Here is a 19,589-nt window from a genome sequence, read left to right as displayed (position 1 = left end):
TTTCCTATGTTAGATATCACCGCCATCCGTGCGCAATTTCCCGCACTAACACAGCAGATCAATCAAGCACCTCTGGTTTATTTAGACAGCGCAGCCACCACTCAAAAACCGCAATGCGTGATTGATACTCTTAGCCATTATTATTCAACGCACAATGCCAATGTCCATCGTGGGAGCCACGCCTTAACAGCTCAAGCCACCTCACAGTTCGAAGCCGCACGACACTGTGTTGCGCAGTTTATCGGGGCAGAGCAGAGCCACAATATCATTTGGACACGAGGCGCTACTGAAGCACTCAACTTGATTGCCCAAAGTTATGCTCGCAATATTTTACTTCCGGGAGACGAAATACTGCTTTGTGAAACGGAGCATCACGCCAATATCGTGCCTTGGCAAATGGTTGCTCAGCAAACGGGAGCAAAAGTCGTCAAAATTCCAATGACTGAGCAAGGGGAATTTGATTTAAACGTTTTTTATCAACAACTCACGCCGCAATGTAAAATCGTCTCACTGGCTCATGTGACTAACGTAACCGGAGCTCGCAATCCAATAGAGTCAGTGATTGAAGCGGCCCATCATATTGGAGCCATTGTGGTGGTTGATGGGGCGCAAGGTATTGTGCATGAGAAGGTGAATGTCGCTGAACTTGATGCCGATTTCTATGTTTTCTCCGGCCATAAACTCTACGCCCCTACTGGGATTGGAGTATTGTATGGAAAAACCGACTTATTAAACTCGATGCCGCCTTGGCATGGAGGCGGAAAGATGGTGGATAAAGTCTCCTTTTCTGGTACCACTTATGCGGGTCTACCGGGAAAATTTGAAGCAGGAACACCCAATGTTGCCGGCGCATTAGCGCTCGCCTGTGCGATTGAATGGTATCAATCTTTTCCTAAGGCAGCGGTGTTACAACATCTGCATGAGTTACAGAGCAAAACCTATGCGGCGCTCTGTGAGATAGAGGATATCAAGGTTATTGGCTACCAACCTCAATCCAGCATTATCAGTTTTATTTTACAAGGCGTGCATCATCAAGATGTTGCCACCTTACTGGATCAACAAGGCATTGCGGTGCGAGCGGGTCATCACTGTGCACACCCACTCATGGAGGCCTTTGGCTTGCAGGGGACGGTACGCATTTCATTTGGGATATACAACAACTTACAAGATGTGGACCGGTTTATCCACGCACTCCATAAAGCCGTTGAAATACTGTAGAGTGATTTTGCAAGATTTAGTAGGGAAGACTTATCTTAAATCTTGCAAGATTTTATCCGTCATGGCTTTTAAACCATTCCCCCGAGATGGGCTTAAATGAGCCAATAAGCCAAGTTGAGAGAAATAACCCTCAATATCAAAACTGAGGATCTGCTCTTTGGTTTTGCCCTCAAAAGCAGCCAGCAATAAAGCCATCAGCCCCCGCACAATACGGGCATCCGAATCGGCACAAAAATGCCATACCCCCTCTTGCTCCTGACTGACTAACCATACCTGACTTTCGCACCCAGCCACCCTCACTTGCTCACTCTTTAATGATTCAGGCATGACAGGCAGTTGCTTCCCCCACACAATCAATTGTCGATAACGCGCTTCCCAGCCTTGCAGTGTCTGCATCACAACAAGGACATCATCACTGGTAATCTCAGAACCAAAGGGGTGAGAAGGAAAAAGCATGGTCTATCTCCAATGATAAAAATCAACGGGTTAATAATAAAAAACAAGCAGAATTCAAGCGATTAAGCGCGATGCTTTTGAATCAATTTCTCAATGATACGAGCAACCGCCACAAAACCAAAACTGGCCGTTACCACCGTAGCAGCTCCAAAACCACTGGCACAATCCATACGTTTGGGACCTTCTGCCGTTGATTTTACCGCACAAACCGAGCCATCCGCTTGAGGGTATTTAAGCTGTTCGGTCGAAAAAACGCACTCAATGCCAAATTTACGAGCCGGATTGGTTGGGAAATGATGATGGCGACGCAAACGATCTTTGAGCTTTTTCGCCAAAGGATCTTGAATAGTCTTGGTTAAATCTGCCACTTTAATTTGCGTGGGATCCGTCTGCCCACCCGCGCCACCGACGGTGATCACTTTTATTTTATTACTGCGGCAATAAGCCAGCAGCGACGCTTTAGCCGGTAAGCTATCAATCGCATCTAATACGTAATCAAAGTCTTTACTCAAATAGAGGTGCTGATTGTCAGGGCTGATAAAATCATCAATCAAATGGATTTGACAATCCGGGTTAATCCGTTGAACGCGCTCCGCCATCACTTCAATTTTGCTCTGCCCGACGGTACCGTTCATGGCATGAATTTGTCGGTTGATGTTAGTGACACACACATCATCCATATCAATCAAGGTTAATGCACCGATACCAGAGCGCGCGAGCGCTTCCACGGCCCATGAACCAACCCCGCCAATGCCAATCACACACACATGCGCGGCACGTAAAATTTCCACTTCACTGTGACCATATAGGCGACGGGTTCCACCAAAACGTTGGTTATAACTGTCTGAGGCAGGCGTATCAAGTTCACGCATAACAAGCTTCCACCACTATAAAAGCCAAAAAGAAAGAGTGCGATTTATACGCACTCTTTACTCAAAAGTCTAGTTTCGCAAACTACTCTCTCTTTTCCGGAGAGAGTGCCCAAGGCGCTTGAGTGGGCGAATTGTCTAAGCCTAATTTCCACACGCGGCCAAAATGCTTGTAATGGCCCGCTTCTATTCCAGCCCTTGGCCCCATACCATGGTAAAGATCAAGGTGATTCTGTTTTACCGCCCCGCCCGTATCAAGCACAATCAATAACCTAAGTTGATGAGCACCAGACCAAGTGCCATCAGCATTCAACAGAGGGACTTCAGCTAAAATCGGCGTGCCCATGGGGAATAGGGTTCTGTCACCAGCAACCGATGCCATCGGTAATAATGGAATCCCAGCACTGCCCGTCACTGGTGCGGCTGCACTTGGACGGAAAAAAACATAAGACGGATTCTGCTCTAACAACTCTTTCACCGTCGCTTCATCATTGGCAAGAACCCATTCTTTAATCGCTTTTAAAGACATATCGGCACGTTTAACGAAACCACGTTCAATTAAAATACGGCCAATACTGACGTAAGCTCGGTTATTTTTTCCGGCATAGGCAAAATATTCTAAGGTATCGTCATCCTCAAAATGGACAAACCCACTTCCTTGCACTTCCATAATAAAGGGGTCAATTAAATTGGCCGAATAGCCCAACTCTAGCCCCTGTCCATCCAAAGCACCAGCGTAGATTTCCGCTCGAGTAGGGCAATCAGCGTCACACTCAGGTAATGCGTAAACGGGGTAACGAAAAACCTCATCTGGCGTATGACGAAGCTCCATCACCGGAGAAAAATACCCTGTAAATAACACGTTACCTTGCTTATCACCACCTCCCAGCTGTGCTGTTTGTATACCAAACTGGGCAAGCTCAGCCGGATCACCACTTTGCAAAACCCATTCATTCAGCTTTTCATACAATGACTGATAAATGGCAGCCATAGATGCAGAACGAGTCACGACTTGTTCACTTTGTGCGGCAAAAGCACTGAAATCACGAGGAGAATTAGAAGCGACAGAATCCACTTTATTTAAAATTTGTGGAAATTCATCATCCAAATACTGCTGCGCTCGATCCGTTGGCTGTGCACAACCAAATAAAAACGCCAAAGTAGCGTAAGAAAAAAAACGTTTTATCACTGAGAGTTCTATCCATATTGGGTGTGAGCGAAAAGGATGACAAACTCCTCAGTGAAGAGCAATGACAGAATCGTTACTGAAGGTTTTTTTTATGTTTTCCTGACAATTGAAAAATGGGGTTATAGCGATTGGGAGAGACTAATCTCATCTCCGTATTCTCTTCATTGAGCATCTTATACTGGAAAGACTTGTCAGCAATTGAGAAGCTAAGAGAACGGCCATTATACTGATAGGTCGTGCTCACTACTCGCCCATCAATCACAATCGCATTCGGCTGAACTTCAATTTTTTGTGCCATATAAGGGGCAACATTTTGCTCAATCCATACCCCGTAGATAGAACTCTTAGGCGGTGCAAAGTGCCCCGTGATTCGGCCAAATAAATTGCTATAAAGTAGAATCACAATCACGGTTCCAACTAATGCCGCAGCAATTAATAATCGCTCAACCGATTTTTTTCGCAAAAAACGACCGGGCTGATTCGATTGATCTGCGTTTTTATATTTTAATCTCATCTCTTCTCTTTGAATATTTTCTCAAAACATCATCAAACCCTATTTATCTTTTCCTCGCTTCAGGATAAAAACATAGGGATAAAAATTTCTGCCAAAGGCAAAAAAAACTTGTACCAAATTGAATAAAAAGTCATTATTTGGACATATTTAAACAACCATGAGTGTCAGATCGTGAAAATTCGCAGTACAGCTCTTGTCAAAGGATTCAGACAATCCGCTCCTTACGTCAACGCTCATCGCGGAAAAATCATGGTGGTCATGATAGGTGGCGAAGCGATTGCCGATAAAAATTTTGCCAATATTATTAGTGATCTTGCACTGCTGCATAGCCTTGGTGTCAAAATAGTTCTCGTTCACGGCGCACGCCCACAAATTAATCAGATTTTAGCTACACAGCAACGAACCACACCTTACCACAAAGGGATCCGAATAACGGATGAAGAAGCTCTCAGTTTAGTAATGCAAGCCGCAGGCCAACTACAATTGGCTATCACAGCTCGGCTTTCTATGAGTTTAAATAACACCCCAATGGCTGGCACCCAACTTAATGTAGTGAGTGGTAATTTTGTTATCTCTCAACCACTAGGGGTAGATGATGGCATCGATTATTGCCATAGCGGCCGAATTCGTCGTATTGATATTGAGGGAATCAACCGGACTCTCGATCAAGGTTCTATCGTACTACTCGGCCCGATCGCCAGCTCAGTAACCGGTGAATGCTTCAACCTTCTTTCTGAAGAAGTGGCAACCCAAGTTGCGATTCGGCTAAAAGCCGATAAGCTCATTGGTTTTTGTTCCGAACAAGGCATTATCGATGAACGGGGAAACGCTATCGCCGAACTCTTTCCTTCCGAAGTCGAAGCGTTAGTGGATAGGTTAGAGTCCACCATGAACAGTAACGATGACTCAACGGGTACCCTGCGTTTTTTACGTGCCGCTGTTGTGGCTTGTCGAGCGGGAGTTCCTCGTAGCCATTTGATCAGCTATAAAGAAGATGGCGCTTTAATTCAAGAACTGTTTTCTTTTGATGGCATCGGAACACAAATTGTCATGGCGAGTGCAGAGCAAGTTCGCCAAGCTCAGATTGATGACATTGGGGGGATTTTTGATTTAATTCGCCCGCTGGAAGAGCAAGGTATTTTAGTTCGCCGCTCCCGCGAACAATTAGAACAAGAGATCCATAAATTTACCATTATTGAAAAAGACAGCTTATTGATTGGCTGTGCAGCCCTCTACCCTTATTCCGAAGAAGGCATGGCGGAAATGGCATGCGTTGCTATTCATCCTGAATATCGAGATGGTAATCGTGGCCTATTGCTGCTCAATCATATGAAAACACAGGCCAAGCAGATGGGCATCCGCCATTTATTCGTATTAACCACTCACAGTTTACACTGGTTTAGAGAACAAGGGTTCACTGAAGTGGGTGTGGATCGCCTCCCGATGGCAAAACAGAGCCTCTACAACTATCAACGTCGTTCGAAGATCTTAATCTTATCTATCTAACCCCTATTTCTCAGGCTCACACATCCCCTAAATGGTTGCTGCTTTTAGGGGAAAATACCAAAAGCCATGAGAGAATACGGAAGAAATGTGAATATAAAACATCCAAAAGCGGGGAGAAAAAGCAGGACACTCTAGATTTCACTGTATAGAAAATAATCACTTGCAATGCTTATGCAACTGTGTAAAATTCGCACAACTGTGATTTAGATCTACTTTTTCACACAAAATAGGACCCTTATTCATTCATAAGGCACAGCGCCAGAGAGACTCATTCCATATCTCTGATAGACCATCTGGTGTCGTACCAAAAAAGATGAATATGTCAGTCTAAATGAATTATTTAGACCTCGCATGGATTGCTTTTACTACACCTATTAGTAACTAAGAGCATTTTATCGATGAAAACCGTTATTTGTAATTCACTACAGAGCTTTTGGGACATGGCGGATAACCAGTTTCTAGGAGGTCTGGATGTCCACTGCGTCTTTCCTGTATGTGAGAACCTACGCCGGTTTCTACTTGAATCAAAAGAACGCTATAAAATTCGTAATATTACCTTTACCAAGGCTCTACAAGCATAATTAGCCACCCTAATCGGCCAAGGATGGTAAATTTCTCATTAATCTTCCACACACGTTAACCGCTCTACCAACCCACTGGCTCGCTCAGTTTTCACTGTGATACTCCGTTTTAATACCGCCATATCGGCATACAGTGCAAGACGCTGTTTGGCGCGTGTGATTCCCGTATAAATCAACTCTCGAGTCATGATTGGGCTAAAATCTGGCGGTAGAATCAATAAGGTAAAATCAAATTCACTGCCTTGTGATTTATGGATAGTCATGGCATACGCGGTTTCATGAGCGGGAACTCGACTCGGTAATACCGTTTTTATCTGGCCATCCGGTAACTCAAAATAGACTTTTAGCCGCCGAACAGGATCATTTTCATCGGGCAAGCAAATACCAATATCGCCGTTATACAACCCAAGGGAATGATCATTTTGGCTAACCATAACGGGTCTCCCTGCATACCATTGTTCATCTTGGAATTTAATCAGCTTTCTTGCTGCCAATGCTCGTTCAACCCGTAGGTTCAAACCTTGCACGCCAAAATCACCTTCCCGCACAGCACATAATAATCGGCAGCGGCCAAATTCTTTTAAAATAGCTCGCGCTTTGCTCGCCATCGATTCAGGTTGCTCTAATTCATCGTTAAGCGAATGCTTCATTCTCTGTAAATAACCAGAGTAAGCGCTCACCAAGGTTTGTAATAAATGTCGGTAGTTTTCGCTGGATATTGAATAATGCTCAATATCCGTAAACCCTTGCTGCCAAACCTGATGAAGTTTTTCAGCTTGGCCACGATTGATCGCTTTGGCGAGTTGCCCTATCCCAGAACGAGCATCGAACCGGTAGCTTTTTTGTAGCATACATAGGCAGTCGGCCAAAGGATTCGTGACCGCTCGTGTAGAATAAGAAGTTAAGCAAGTAAATCCGGTGAGCTCCGCTAATAACTGGCGCTGTAAGGGAGAATAGCCTTGCGATAAAAAACTGCAAATATCCCCTAACACCGCCCCGGCCTCGACAGAAGCGAGTTGATCTTTATCTCCCAGTAAAATTAGCTGAGCATGGGTAGGCAAAGCTTCTACCAACTTGCTCATCATGGGTAAATCAACCATGGACGCTTCATCTACCACTAAAATATCCAAATGCAGCGGATTTTTACTATGGTGACGAAATTCAGCACTGTTTGGGATTGCGCCAAGCAAACGGTGTAGCGTGCTTGACTCGGTAGGAATTCTCGCTTTCAAGCTGGGATCAATGGCTAACTTAGCGACCGCTTGCCCAATCGATTCGGTTAACCGAGCGGCGGCTTTACCTGTTGGGGCTACCAGTTTAACCAATGGTGTTTGTCCTTGCTGCTGAGCTTGAAGCATGAGAGCGGCAAGGAGTTTAGTGACCGTGGTGGTTTTCCCTGTTCCCGGCCCACCGGAGATCACCGCGAAGCGACGCGTCAAGGCGATAGCAGCTGCAACTTTTTGCCAATTTAAACAGTGACGTTCTGCGACTAACTCATCCAATACCATCAGATCATTGGCTTTTTTGGCCTGAACCAGCACTGCGTCAATGGCTGGCCAATCAAGCTTATCTTCTTCAACCACATCTAACCAGTCACAAACCAAACGTTGGCGGATACCAAAAGAGTCATTCTCATGCTGCAAAGCGCTAAAGAGAGCCGTGTAGTCTCGAGCAAATAGCTCATCTAAGTGCTGCTTGAGGTTTTGGACCATAGGAAGCTTTAAGCTCATTGGTGTCCCAAAGCGTTGTAAATGCTCTGCCAGCGTGAGTTCATACTGCCAGTAACGGTGCAGATATAATCGCTGCCCATCGAAAACCAGCGGCACTGAATCACCGTGTTCGCTGATCAATGGACACTGTGTTACTAACGCTTGCCAATGAACGGAATACCATAGCTCATTAACCAGTAAACTTGATTGTCCATGCAACCCAAGTTTACTGGCTAACTCTATTTTCTGCCCTTGTTCATCAAACAAAGGGAGGCAGATGTGCCCTCGTCCTAATTCGGCACTGATCGCCGCACTGATCACCAATAACAGTTGTTGCTGCTGGCTGGATAAAACCAACTCTTTCGCACACCCCAGCATAAATTGTGCAAATTGATAATCGAGCTGACGCAATATTCCTTGCTTAGCCAGTTGTGCTAATTGAATCGATTGCTGCTCTATCATAAATCAAACTCCATCTGCCCAAGCTCACTCGTCGGAGGCGAAGCGGGTTGTCCATCGATCAATCGGTCTAAGGCCTGAATGAATTCAATCTTTGGCTTAGCATGAAATACTCCACTCTGAGATTGCCCATCCATGCCCCGTAAAAATAGATAATAAACTCCACCAAAATGTTGCTGATAATCGTAATTATCCAATCGGCTACTTAAAAATCGGTGTAAAGCTAACGTATATAATTGGTATTGCAGATCATAGCGATGTTCAACCATTGCTCGGCTGAGTTGCTCACCTTGATAGGCTTGTCGATCATATCCTAAATGGTTTGATTTCCAGTCTAAGAGATAATATTGCCCTTGATGTTCAAACACTAAATCAATAAACCCTTTGAGCATCCCTTGAACCGGATAAAACCCGAGTTCCCCAGCTTTAGCAGACAGTGGATCATAACGATGGCCGATTCGATTGAGCTCAGGTGCGGTTAATAGCTCGATCGGCAGGAGAAACTCCATCTCCGTCAAACGCCGCTCTGGAGCCGTTTGGTTGAGGCGTAATGATTGGCCATCCAACGGTGTACTGAGTACGGTTTCAACCATCTTTTGCAATACCTCTAGCCACTCAAAATCCACTTGATGGCGTTCCATTAAGGTTTCAATGGTCGTTTGATTTTTCTCACTGTACGCAGACTCGGTAAACTCAACCTCTTCAAACAGTGCGTGCAAAAAGGTGCCCGGTGTCGCACCACGAGGAAAGGTAAAAATCGAACGTTCCAACTCATCAGAAGCGAACGGTTCATCATGCTCACCGGCAGAATCAAGATCAAACCCAATCCGATCAAACGCGCTCTCTTGTGGATGCCCTCCTTGCTTAACGAGTCCAGAATAACTGGTCACTCGCCATGCGCGGTCAATGGAATGCTGTAATGTTTGAGCGCTCAGCTCAGGCTGTGACGTTTGTAATGGGGTAAAGGGTTCTGGCAACAGCTCTGGCGGTTCGGTGACGATAATCGAACTCAGCGCCGCTTGCTGAGACAAAGCCTGAGTCAGCTGCGCAATGTCCCCCTGTTGACCATTTTGCAACAAATATCCAAGAGCACTTAAATGCACCCCCGTCGGCTCTTTGGTTGAGCGCCCGTTACGCAGCGGAGCCACACCGATAAAACAGCCATAAACGGCACGAGTTAACGCGACATAAATTAAGCGTAAATCTTCTGCTAACCGTTCTTTATCTGCTTGCAGTAAAGCGGCGTCACTACCCATAATATCCAGTAGAGTTTGACCACTGGCAATATCGTAATATTTTCCTTCTTGTGCTTCTCGATAGCTCAACACAAAAGGTAAAAAGACCAAGTCATATTCAAGCCCTTTCGATTTATGGATTGTGACGATTTGCACCAAATTTCGCTCAGATTCAAGACGCAACATGGCATCGTCACTGCTACTCCCCGATTGAGCATCAACCATTGACTGAGCAAACCAGCGCAATAAACCATGATCACTTTCGAGCGTTTGGGTGGCTTGTTGCAATAATTCACTCAAATGCATAAAGTCCGTTAATTGCCGTTCACCATTAGGCTCAGCAAGCCAGCGCTCAGCAATATGTCTCAAGCTTAATACCGCTCGCAGCATCGGCAACACTCCGCGCTCTTGCCAGAGTTTGCGATAATGCTTAAATTCATTTTGTACCGCTTCCCACTCATTCTCATCATTATTGAGCAAATCCAACTGAGCCGCATTCAGAGCAAAAAGGGGCGATGCGAGTGCACTACGTAGTGCTTTTTCATCTTCAGGATGCAAAGCGGCCTGCAGCAATCGCTGGAGATCAGCGGCAACCGCACTGGTAAAAACACTGTCTCGATTCGAAAGATACACGCTTGCAATGCCTTGTTGTGCCAAAGCTTGTTGAATCAAGCGACCTTCACTTCCTGTGCGCACGAGCACCGCGATATCCGCTGGTTCAATGAGGCGATCTCGCTCAAAGTGAGCCTCTCCTTGCTGAGCCGCCGTTAATAGGGCTTGAATCTGACTGGCGGTTGCCTGTGCCATGATTTGTTGATACTCCCCCTTGCTCAGTGGTGCTTCTGTCTGTTGATACCAATAGGTTAAGGCTGGCTGAGCTTGCCCTGCTAAAAACCACTGCTTTTGCTGCGCTTTTGGGCTCGGTTGCACCGGATAAAAAGGAATGTCGTTATCATAAATAAAAGGACTATCGGGAAAAGCAAATAACTGATTAACCGACGCCACCATCTCGGCACTGGATCGCCAGTTCGTGCCTAATGTGTAATGAGCCGAGACCTGATTTCTTGCTTTAATGTAAGTAAAGATATCAGCGCCACGAAAGGCATAAATGGCCTGTTTGGGGTCCCCAATCATAAACCAACCACAAGTCGGATGCGCCAAATAGACTTGGCTAAAAATATGGTATTGCAGTGGATCGGTATCTTGAAATTCATCGATCATGGCAACCGGATACAAGTGACGAATTCGCTCAGCCAGTAACCCTTGTTCATCTTCGGCGAGAGAGGCGGATAATTGACTTAATAAATCATCAAAAGAGAGCCATTGCTGGCTTGCTTTCGCTTTAGACAAGAGCTGTCGGCACTCGGTGATCGCATGAGCCATTAACGGCCCTTGCAAACTTATCGGTTCTGCAAGAAAGGTTTCGATAGCATCAAATAATGGGTGATGAGGCGCTTCCCCTTTGGGTGTTTTTTCCATTAACACGGATTGAGAAAAACGGCCCAATTTCTCAGGGATATCATAAGTGATGGTTGGGGTTTCAGCCCAAGAGGAAATGCGTTCAATCCATTCTGGTAGTAACTTCTTAGTATAGCTGCGCTTATTCACATCTGAGCGACTAATGAGTGTTTCAATGTCCTGTTCAGCCGCTCGCCACTGCTGTTTCAAAGCATCAATTTTGGCCAAATTACTTTGGTGTAACGCTAAGAGATCCCCCGTCATGACCGGAGTGGTTAAGCTCAGGGCTTCCCCGCTCAAATAACGACCAATTTTATCCAGTAACGCTTGAGGTGAAGACCATAAACGGCGAATTTCTCCCGCTAAATTCAGCGGAAGCGGGTAGAATTGTCGCCGCCAGTAGTCCGCAACCACTTGGGCTTTCAGTTGGCTTTCATCGGTAATGAATTCATTATCGAAACGCATTCCCGATTCAAAGGCATTTTGAGTCAACATACGCTGACAAAAACCATGAATGGTGTAGATCGCCGCTTGATCCATCTGCCGCTCGGCATTCAATAATAAATGGACCGCAAAAACATGATCGGTAACCTGTTCGAGTAGCGGTTTCACCACAGGATCATCACTACTCCCTCGACTAAAGGCGATACGGGCCTCATGAATACGACGGCGAATTCGATCTCTTAACTCAGCAGTGGCAGCTTCCGTGAATGTCACCACTAAAATCTGTTCCACCGTCAGAGGCTGTTCATGACGAGTCTGTGGGGAACCGTGACCCAAAAGCAGCCGTAAGTACAGCCCAGCAATGGTAAATGTTTTTCCTGTCCCCGCAGAAGCTTCAATTAACCTTGCCCCGTGCAAAGGAAACGTCAGGGTATCCAACGGGGTGGGAACAATACTGTCAATGTTACTCATCATTCACTCTGCTTTTGGTGGTTTATAGGGGTACTAGTGTGATCTGTATTAAATAATTCTATTTAGTCAGAGCGAAACAAGATAACTCAGAAAGATATGAGACCTGACTCACGGTGCAGCCCACAACAACCGATTACACTGCGCCGCATCGATGGAGTGATACTCCTAGCCACTCCTCACGAATTCTGGTCCCTCTGACCTGTGGCCGTACAGCAAACGCCCTACACAAATAATGATTTACTGGCGGCCACCCTACTTCTCAGGTTTCTTCCTCGTCTTGCAACGATAGCCTTGCCGTTTGAATCACTCGCTTTGCTAATAAGTGCACTTGCTCGGCCAATTCATCATTCCATTGAGGCCAGATTCGGGCAATATATTCATTGCTTCCTTCTCCCGATGAGAAATAGCCATCATTAAAAGTATCCGCCATTTTTTTTCGTGCTTTTTCTTCATCCTCAACCCATTTTCCTCGGCTAAAACCAGCCTCAACGGCAGCTAATGCTGTTTTAGGAAAATAGGGTAAGGGCGAGCTCATCCCTTGGTAATAAAGCTGTACCAGATCCGCTAACTGAGCTTGAGCCTGAAATGAATCCTCCAGTGCTGGAAAGCAATAATGAAGCGCACCGTCTTTGCGATCATAACCAATAAGATGGGTTGAAGCATGATGTCCCATCGCGGCAAAAGCCAGATGATCAAGCCAAGCCGCTAGCAGATCTTGGGCACGGATCGATCCGCTGCGATAACGCACTAAACCCGATTGATAGACTTGCGTCAACCAACCAGTTACCCATATAGGTTTATCTGCCCCCAATGGATGCAATGTGATATTGATTTCAACATCTTGTTGAGGCCTCTGGCATAAGCCATGAAGGCTATCTAACAAGGCTTCTGCCTGAACTCGGTTGGTTTCAAGCTCAAGAGTACCAAAGGCACCAATGGGTAAACGCCCTTGTGCTCGTTGCTGGGCGGCAAAAGTTCGGAGTACGATTTCTCTTTCCGCTGGTTCTGGATGATTAAGCAAGGTGGCAAGCAGTTCATCTCGCAACTGATAACTCGCCAACCCATTCAACGCAAAAGGTTCTTCGTCTTCGAGAACATTAAGCGCTGAATCAAACGTCACTTTTAATCGCCGTTGAAAAAAATACTGCACGGGCAAACGCCAAAAACGGTGTAGTTCAACCCAATCAAGTTCAAGGGGATAGATCCCCCCCAATAAGTAATCCTCAACGGGCTGATAAAAAGCCAAGCTCGCTTGACCTTGTCGCCGAGCCGCGGGTAGCCACTCTTTAGCATAACTGCCCGTTGCTCCCCAAAAAGCGTGCGGACTAAATGGCACCATCGCGTGCTGCCTTGTGATCTGAGCCAGTAGCTTTTCACCCGATTCATCACTGGGTAATGCTTCATCCCCTTGCAAGCAATAGTTTTGTTGGCAATATTCCAACAGTTCGCTAACCAAAACAGAAGGAACTTTAACACTGTTATCTTGAATAGAGCGCCCCACATAACTGATATAGAGCCGCTGCTGTGCAGACAAAAGAGCCTCCAAAAATAGATAACGATCATCATCACGCCGAGAGCGATCACCGGGCCGAATCCTTTGACGCATCAAATCAAACCCTTCTGTTGGCATCGCACGGGGGTAGACACCATCGTTCATCCCCAATAAACAAACCACATTAAAAGGAATCGAGCGCATAGGCATTAAGGTACAAAAGTTAACCTGTCCGGCCAAAAAGCGTGGACTCACACGTGTACTCGATAACTGATTGTGCAGATATTGGCGAATAATGGCAGGCGCTATCGGCGATTGATAGTCCGCCTCCTGCAACTGTTCCTGTAATGCCGCTAAAGTTTCACGAATGGATTGCAGGGCGATTTCACCAGTAATATCCACCGCAAAACTATCGGCTAATAATTGTGAAAGGGTTTCTCGCCACTCAGCGATAGATTGAGTTTGTGCCAAACGGCTTCGATAATCACTTACTGTAGCGATAAAATGCGCCAACTTACCCGCTAGTTCAGCAGTCATTCCCTGAACTTCATTGTAAGGAGCAAGCTGAACGTCTCCTAACTCCACAATACCAGCATGGCTCGACATCGCATAGCCAAGCAACATTCGCTGAATGCCAAACTGCCAAGTATTTTGCTCGGTAGCAGGCAACTCAAATTCTCGTGCCGTTTCGCCATTCAGCCCCCAGCGAATACCACTCTCTTCCACCCACTGCTGGGCAGTGGCAAACTCCTCTTCACTGATCTCAAAGCGAGCTAAGACTGCTGGAGTTTCCAATAACTCCAGTAGTTCTGACGCTAAACAGCGGGATAAAGGCAGCGATAACCACTGCATAAAAGCATGAAGAATTGGGCTTTCTTGATCAACCGATCGATCAGAAATGGAATAGGGAATAAACCGCTCTCCCGGCGCATTGCCAAACACGGCTTGTATATAAGGGCTGTAGGCATCAATATCGGCCACCATAACAATCACATCACGCGGTTTAAGTGATGGATCACGATCAAACATCGACAAGAGTTGGTCGTGCAATACTTCCACTTCTCGCATCGGGCTGTGACAAAGGTGCAATGTTAGTGAATCATCACCGCGCTCAAGAGCGGGCTTATGTTCACTACTGGCTAACCATTGATCATTATGGTGTTCTTGCAGGTGTAAAATATCCGCCTGAATATGATGCAGCAGGCTATCTCGAGGTACATCGATGAACAGTTCCAACTCCTCATTATTGCTCTGTTCAAGCAAAAATAAGTTGTCCCGTCCTAACTTACCAAGAGAGGCCAACAAACTGTGCCCTACCGCTTGCTGCGTATGGAGTTCATCATTTATTAAATAGTCGCTGATTTTTCCTTTCAGTGGTGAGGTTTCTCCACGAATCGTGAACGGTTGATCAGCCTGCACTATTTTTTTTCGTCGTTGTGTTTCAAGCCGAGAAAGATAATGGCGGTCTCGGATCTCTCCCCAATAATGCTGACAGGGATTAGTAAACATCAGATGAACATCAATATGATCACCTAATGCTTTTAGCGCATCCAGATAACGCGGAGGTAAGGAAGAAATACCAAAAATAAATAGTCGCTTTGGCAATTGCTCAAGCGGAATAGAGTCGCTTTGCAGTTGATCAATAAAGGTTTGATAAAGGTTGGCTCGATGATAATGAGACTGGCCAAGAGCAAGGGCATCATCGTACAACGCTTTCCACAAGGTAGGTTGCCAAGAGTGCTCGTCTTCGATCTCGGTTACCGTTTCTCCCGATTCCCAAGCGGCGATCCAATCCGGGCGATAGACTAAATAACCATCAAAAATATCGGCAATTTTTTCAGCAAGTTGATAGCGCTTTGCTTGGTCTGGATCATCGGCCAAATAACGACGCAGTGGGGCAAAAGCGGGTAAATCAAGCAAGTTCGGTAATAAACGCATTAATTTCCAACTTATCGTTTCCTTGTTAAAGGCACTACGGGTTGGAACATCGGAAATGATTTTCGTGAACATCTGCCAAATAAAGCTAGCAGGCAAAGGGAACTCGATGTTAGCGGCCACCCCCATCTCTTTAGCTAACGCCATCTTTAGCCATTGAGACATTCCGGAACTTTGCACCAGAATATGCTCTTTACTAAAAGGATGATTGAGCGGATCATTTTTAATCAGATGCACTAAAAGAATCTTTAGTGTTTCGATGTTATTAGAGTGGTAAACCGTAAACACAATGCACTCACACGACTTTGGCCCGAATAGAAGTTGAGAGTAGCATAAGTGCACTTAACTGAATAATTTTCCTGAGCTAAGCAAGGGAATTACGCCTGGCTCATCACGGCTCGAGCGGGAAGATAAAACAGCACATAGCGCAGTGCTACATAACTCACCACCAAAGTAGCCACCATAAGCTCAAGAGTGGCTAACACATGCACCTGTTCAATATAGTGCGGTGCGATTGACACCTGCTCCATCCAATGGGTCATCTTAAATAATGCCGTGGCACCGATAACCATTGGGAAGGTAAAAGCGGCATAGCCTGGGCTAAAAGGCAAACGCAGTAACTGGGTAAAGGCTAAATAAATAATCGCTGTCATTAAAACCGCAATGCCAAACAATAATGCAATGATGACCGGGGAAGGGTCAGCCGTTACACTCAAATAACCCGCTAAAGAAAGGCTTGCAGGAGCAGCTAAGATCGCCAACGTCGGCTTTGCTGCATCTGGAACTTCACGAGTAAACATAAAGCGGTAGATCATCACAGGTAGCATTACCGCATACGTTAACATACCAAAAATCAACGCACTGTGTGCTATTGGCGCTAAAGCCGGATTACCCGAGAAAGAAACGTCCGCCACAATAATACCAACCGGTGGAACAAACCAACTGGGGATCATGTGATGCAGTTCAAACGCTTTAGCACGATGATAAATAAAACTGACCAAAAAAATGACATGCAGTATGACCGCCAATAACCAGAGGCCATCTCCCGCAATAGGAAAAAATTGCCCGACAGAATGAGAGACCACCATACAAGCCATGGCAAAAGTAGGCACCACGCTTCCCACGACAGGATGCGCTAAATCTTCCTGTAACGCATGACTATGACACAAAAATTTCACTGCCAAAATCAGCAATAAGATACTGGCAATCATTGCCCCAGACCACTGGCCAATACCCTGTAAATCTGCGGCGTTTTCCCAGCTCCACCCCAAACTGGCAATGCCTAATGCCAACCCAGCCATAGGGGTGGGCGCGCCCATCACTTTGATTTTTGCTGCTTGAATCATCTCAACCTCAATACACAACATTGTTGCTACTGGCGGCATGATACGCTTGCTTATTGTTTGAATATATCTAATTATTTATAACAAACGTTCAATAAAACTAAACATTCATGAGCCTTTCTATTTCACTCAAACAATTAAACGTCTTTATGACCATTACTCAGCATAAAACCTTAACAGCGGCGGCTGAGGCCCTGTTTCTTTCTAAAGCGGCGGTCAGTATGGCCTTAGCTGAACTAGAAAAGCAGCTAGGCCATGTGTTATTTGACAGGGTCAACAACCGGTTAATTCTCAATCAGGAAGGTCAAAAATTACTCCCCTTAGCCGATGAGTTACTAGGACGAGCAAAAGATCTTAATCATCTCTTTGATGAAGGAAATACCCTCTCCGGCCAATTACGAATTGGGGCCAGTGACACCATAGGTAATCAAGTTGCCCCCTACCTACTCAGTGCCTTTCAAAAGCAATTTGATCATCACGCCCAAAGCCTATTCATCTCCAATACTGCGCTTATCTGCCAAAAACTGGTCGATTACGAACTGGATATCGCATTGATTGAGGGAAAGACACGACATCCACAATTGTTGGCAACACAATTTGCACACGATGAGATGTGTATTATTTGCTCCTCTTCACATCCCCTTACTCATAAAAAGAATATTCGCTTGACCGATTTTGAACAAAGCCAATGGGTTTTACGAGAATCAGGTTCTGGCTCTCGAGAATTCTTTATGCGGGTGGTCGCTCCTCGAATTGAACAGTGGCAAGAAAGTTTCGAACTCAACACGACTGAAGCGTTAATCAATAGCGTTTCTGCCGGGCTTGGTCTGGGTTGCCTGTCACAGTTAGCCGCTCAATGTGCACTCAAAGATGGACGCGTTCGTTTACTGAACGTACCGCTCGATATGAAACGTCGTTTTTGGGTACTGGTTCACAAAGAAAAGTACCAAAGCCCACTACTAAAAAACTTTATGGAATTTTGTCATCAGTGGGCGGGCTCGCCTCTCAGTTTTGATGGCTTATCTGGACTTTACACAATAAAAACTGTATAAACAGCCAGTAATTTTTAGCACAATGTAGAGGATGAACCATGGCCGTCATCGTTAAGTACGTGGTGGAGCGCAACGGAGAAGAGAAAATGACTTTTACCTCGAAAGCCGAAGCTGACGCTTATGACAAAATGCTGGATATGGCAGATGAGTTATTCGATCTGTTAGGTAAAAGCGCTCTGATCGAAGAAGAAAGCAAGCAAGAAGAACTCGCGCTCTTCTTAGCACAAAATAAAGAAGAGGTGTTAATCGCTCTGGGGGCGAAACGTAAGCCGACCCCACCGAAAAAACCCAAAGCAGCAAAAAGTGATGAATCGGTTGATGATGCCGCTTAATAAGGTCAAGCCGCTGCCCAGCAGCGGTTTTTCTATCTAAAAAGACATATCTATCGCTAAGAAGACAAAAGGTATCGGTCTACAGACGGATCAGTGCTCACCTCTTTCTTCCCTCTCAGACTCTCTTTAAGATACCCTTGAAGTCGCAATAACACCGCTCACTCATAATGACTCACCCAAGTAAAGGTAAGCCTAACGTGCAGCAGCGTTAAATCATCAGCGATATGATGGAATTAATCCCTATTTATGGAGAACTCACATGGCGAATTTTGCCCTTGGCTTTGGTACGGCCACAAAAAATCGTGACGGAAAAATCGTTGAGGCATTTTTCCCTCATCCCGTTCTTAACCCAAGTGATGCACTGGTGAGTGCTTTGGCGAATATTTCTGGTTATTTGCAAGGTAACCAAACGCTAGAAGTCTCAGCAGAACAAAGCGCACAATTAGCCAATGCTTTTGCGGCCAATGGTCAAGCGGCCAATGCAGCCTTCGCCGATAAAGCCGCCAAATCAGCTCAGCCATTAGTGTTGGTGATCCTCGCTTCTGATGATAAACCACAAAGCGTGTCAGAAGGCTTCCTGAAGCTTCAACTCATTTCACACCGTTTGGTTCAGCCTCATGGCACCGTGCTCGACGGTATTTTTGGCCTACTACACAATATTGCATGGACCAATGAAGGCCCGATTGACCTACCTGAGCTGGCAGAGCGCCAAATTGAAGCTCGCTTAGCAGGACGCTCATTAAGTGTCGATTGTGTGGATAAATTCCCTAAAATGGTGGATTACATTGTTCCAACAGGTGTACGTATTGCCGATACCTCGCGTGTTCGTCTTGGCGCTCATGTGGGCGAAGGAACAACCGTCATGCACGAAGGCTTTATCAACTTTAATGCCGGAACCACTGGGGTGAGTATGGTCGAAGGGCGCATTTCGGCTGGCGTGATGGTTGGCAATGGCTCAGATATCGGTGGAGGGGCTTCCATTATGGGTACCCTCTCTGGTGGGGGCAAAGTTGTGGTATCTATTGGTGAAAATTCATTGCTTGGTGCTAACGCTGGCCTTGGTTTCCCATTGGGTGATCGCTGTACCGTTGAGTCTGGCCTCTATGTTACCGCTGGAACCAAAGTCCGTATGCTGGATAAAGAAGGCAACGAAGTAGAAATCATTAAAGCCCGTGAACTGGCTGGTGTTTCCGACTTACTCTTCCGCCGTAATTCACAGACAGGCCAAGTGGAGTGCTTAGCGAACAAATCTGCCGTGGAACTCAATAGCGAGTTACACAGCAATAACTAAATCTTCATTCCATTACTACTAGGCCAGCTTATGCT

General features: G+C 45.8%; 14 protein-coding genes. 6 read left to right on the top strand and 8 right to left on the bottom strand.

Annotated elements, in window-relative coordinates:
• Window positions 1–6 precede the first annotated feature (6 nt).
• On the top strand, window positions 7–1,218 hold the full coding sequence (gene csdA, locus EXA13_RS06780; protein WP_238132505.1) for a cysteine desulfurase CsdA: 1,212 nt from the start codon (window positions 7–9) through the stop codon (window positions 1,216–1,218).
• Window positions 1,219–1,248: 30 nt separating this feature from the next.
• Here csdA and csdE read toward each other — a convergent pair whose 3' ends face one another.
• From csdE to EXA13_RS06760, 4 genes are all read right to left on the bottom strand, one after another.
• Complete coding sequence (gene csdE, locus EXA13_RS06775) at window positions 1,249–1,674, bottom strand: cysteine desulfurase sulfur acceptor subunit CsdE (RefSeq protein WP_238116758.1); 426 nt, start codon at window positions 1,672–1,674, stop codon at window positions 1,249–1,251.
• Between the two features lie 62 nt (window positions 1,675–1,736).
• Window positions 1,737–2,546: a tRNA cyclic N6-threonylcarbamoyladenosine(37) synthase TcdA gene (tcdA, locus tag EXA13_RS06770; RefSeq protein WP_154114766.1), complete on the bottom strand. Its 810-nt coding sequence runs from the start codon at window positions 2,544–2,546 to the stop codon at window positions 1,737–1,739.
• Window positions 2,547–2,628: 82 nt separating this feature from the next.
• A complete protein-coding gene (gene mltA, locus EXA13_RS06765) occupies window positions 2,629–3,732 on the bottom strand; it encodes a murein transglycosylase A (protein ID WP_154114767.1) in 1,104 nt (367 codons plus the stop codon).
• A 73-nt stretch (window positions 3,733–3,805) separates the two neighbouring features.
• On the bottom strand, window positions 3,806–4,246 hold the full coding sequence (locus EXA13_RS06760) for a DUF2850 domain-containing protein (RefSeq protein WP_238132504.1): 441 nt from the start codon (window positions 4,244–4,246) through the stop codon (window positions 3,806–3,808).
• A 171-nt stretch (window positions 4,247–4,417) separates the two neighbouring features.
• Between EXA13_RS06760 and argA the strand changes: the two genes are divergently transcribed.
• Complete coding sequence (gene argA, locus EXA13_RS06755; RefSeq protein WP_238114432.1) at window positions 4,418–5,752, top strand: amino-acid N-acetyltransferase; 1,335 nt, start codon at window positions 4,418–4,420, stop codon at window positions 5,750–5,752.
• Between the two features lie 398 nt (window positions 5,753–6,150).
• Window positions 6,151–6,333, top strand: coding sequence for a hypothetical protein (locus tag EXA13_RS06750; protein WP_238132503.1), 183 nt, complete (start codon window positions 6,151–6,153; stop codon window positions 6,331–6,333).
• A gap of 38 nt (window positions 6,334–6,371) precedes the next feature.
• On the opposite strand, the gene recD is transcribed toward EXA13_RS06750, so the two are convergent.
• The 4 genes from recD to EXA13_RS06730 form a co-directional block, all read right to left on the bottom strand.
• Window positions 6,372–8,504: an exodeoxyribonuclease V subunit alpha gene (recD, locus tag EXA13_RS06745; protein WP_238132502.1), complete on the bottom strand. Its 2,133-nt coding sequence runs from the start codon at window positions 8,502–8,504 to the stop codon at window positions 6,372–6,374.
• Window positions 8,501–12,109 (bottom strand): exodeoxyribonuclease V subunit beta, encoded by a 3,609-nt coding sequence (recB, locus tag EXA13_RS06740; protein WP_238132670.1) that lies wholly within the window; start codon window positions 12,107–12,109, stop codon window positions 8,501–8,503. The genes recD and recB overlap by 4 nt, the downstream gene beginning before the upstream one ends.
• A 259-nt stretch (window positions 12,110–12,368) precedes the next feature.
• Window positions 12,369–15,824 (bottom strand): exodeoxyribonuclease V subunit gamma, encoded by a 3,456-nt coding sequence (recC, locus tag EXA13_RS06735; protein WP_238132501.1) that lies wholly within the window; start codon window positions 15,822–15,824, stop codon window positions 12,369–12,371.
• Window positions 15,825–15,913: 89 nt separating this feature from the next.
• A complete protein-coding gene (locus EXA13_RS06730; RefSeq protein WP_238132669.1) occupies window positions 15,914–16,882 on the bottom strand; it encodes a TDT family transporter in 969 nt (322 codons plus the stop codon).
• 107 nt (window positions 16,883–16,989) lie between these two features.
• On the opposite strand from EXA13_RS06730, the gene EXA13_RS06725 reads away from it, so the two are divergent.
• The 3 genes from EXA13_RS06725 (at window position 16,990) to dapD (ending at window position 19,554) form a co-directional block, all read left to right on the top strand.
• Window positions 16,990–17,931, top strand: a complete 942-nt coding sequence (locus EXA13_RS06725; RefSeq protein WP_238132500.1) for a LysR family transcriptional regulator — start codon at window positions 16,990–16,992, stop codon at window positions 17,929–17,931.
• A 38-nt stretch (window positions 17,932–17,969) separates the two neighbouring features.
• Window positions 17,970–18,263 carry a YebG family protein gene (locus EXA13_RS06720; protein WP_238132499.1) on the top strand — a complete coding sequence of 98 codons (294 nt, stop codon included), beginning with the start codon at window positions 17,970–17,972 and terminating at the stop codon, window positions 18,261–18,263.
• A 259-nt stretch (window positions 18,264–18,522) separates the two neighbouring features.
• Window positions 18,523–19,554, top strand: coding sequence for a 2,3,4,5-tetrahydropyridine-2,6-dicarboxylate N-succinyltransferase (gene dapD / locus EXA13_RS06715; protein ID WP_238132498.1), 1,032 nt, complete (start codon window positions 18,523–18,525; stop codon window positions 19,552–19,554).
• Window positions 19,555–19,589: the final 35 nt, after the last annotated feature.

It is taken from the genome of Vibrio cincinnatiensis (genome assembly GCF_022113815.1).
GTDB classification, from domain to species: Bacteria; Pseudomonadota; Gammaproteobacteria; order Enterobacterales; family Vibrionaceae; genus Vibrio; species Vibrio cincinnatiensis_A.
The sequence above is the reverse complement of the archived record's forward strand: the minus strand, read 5'-3'. Positions and strand labels throughout refer to the sequence as shown.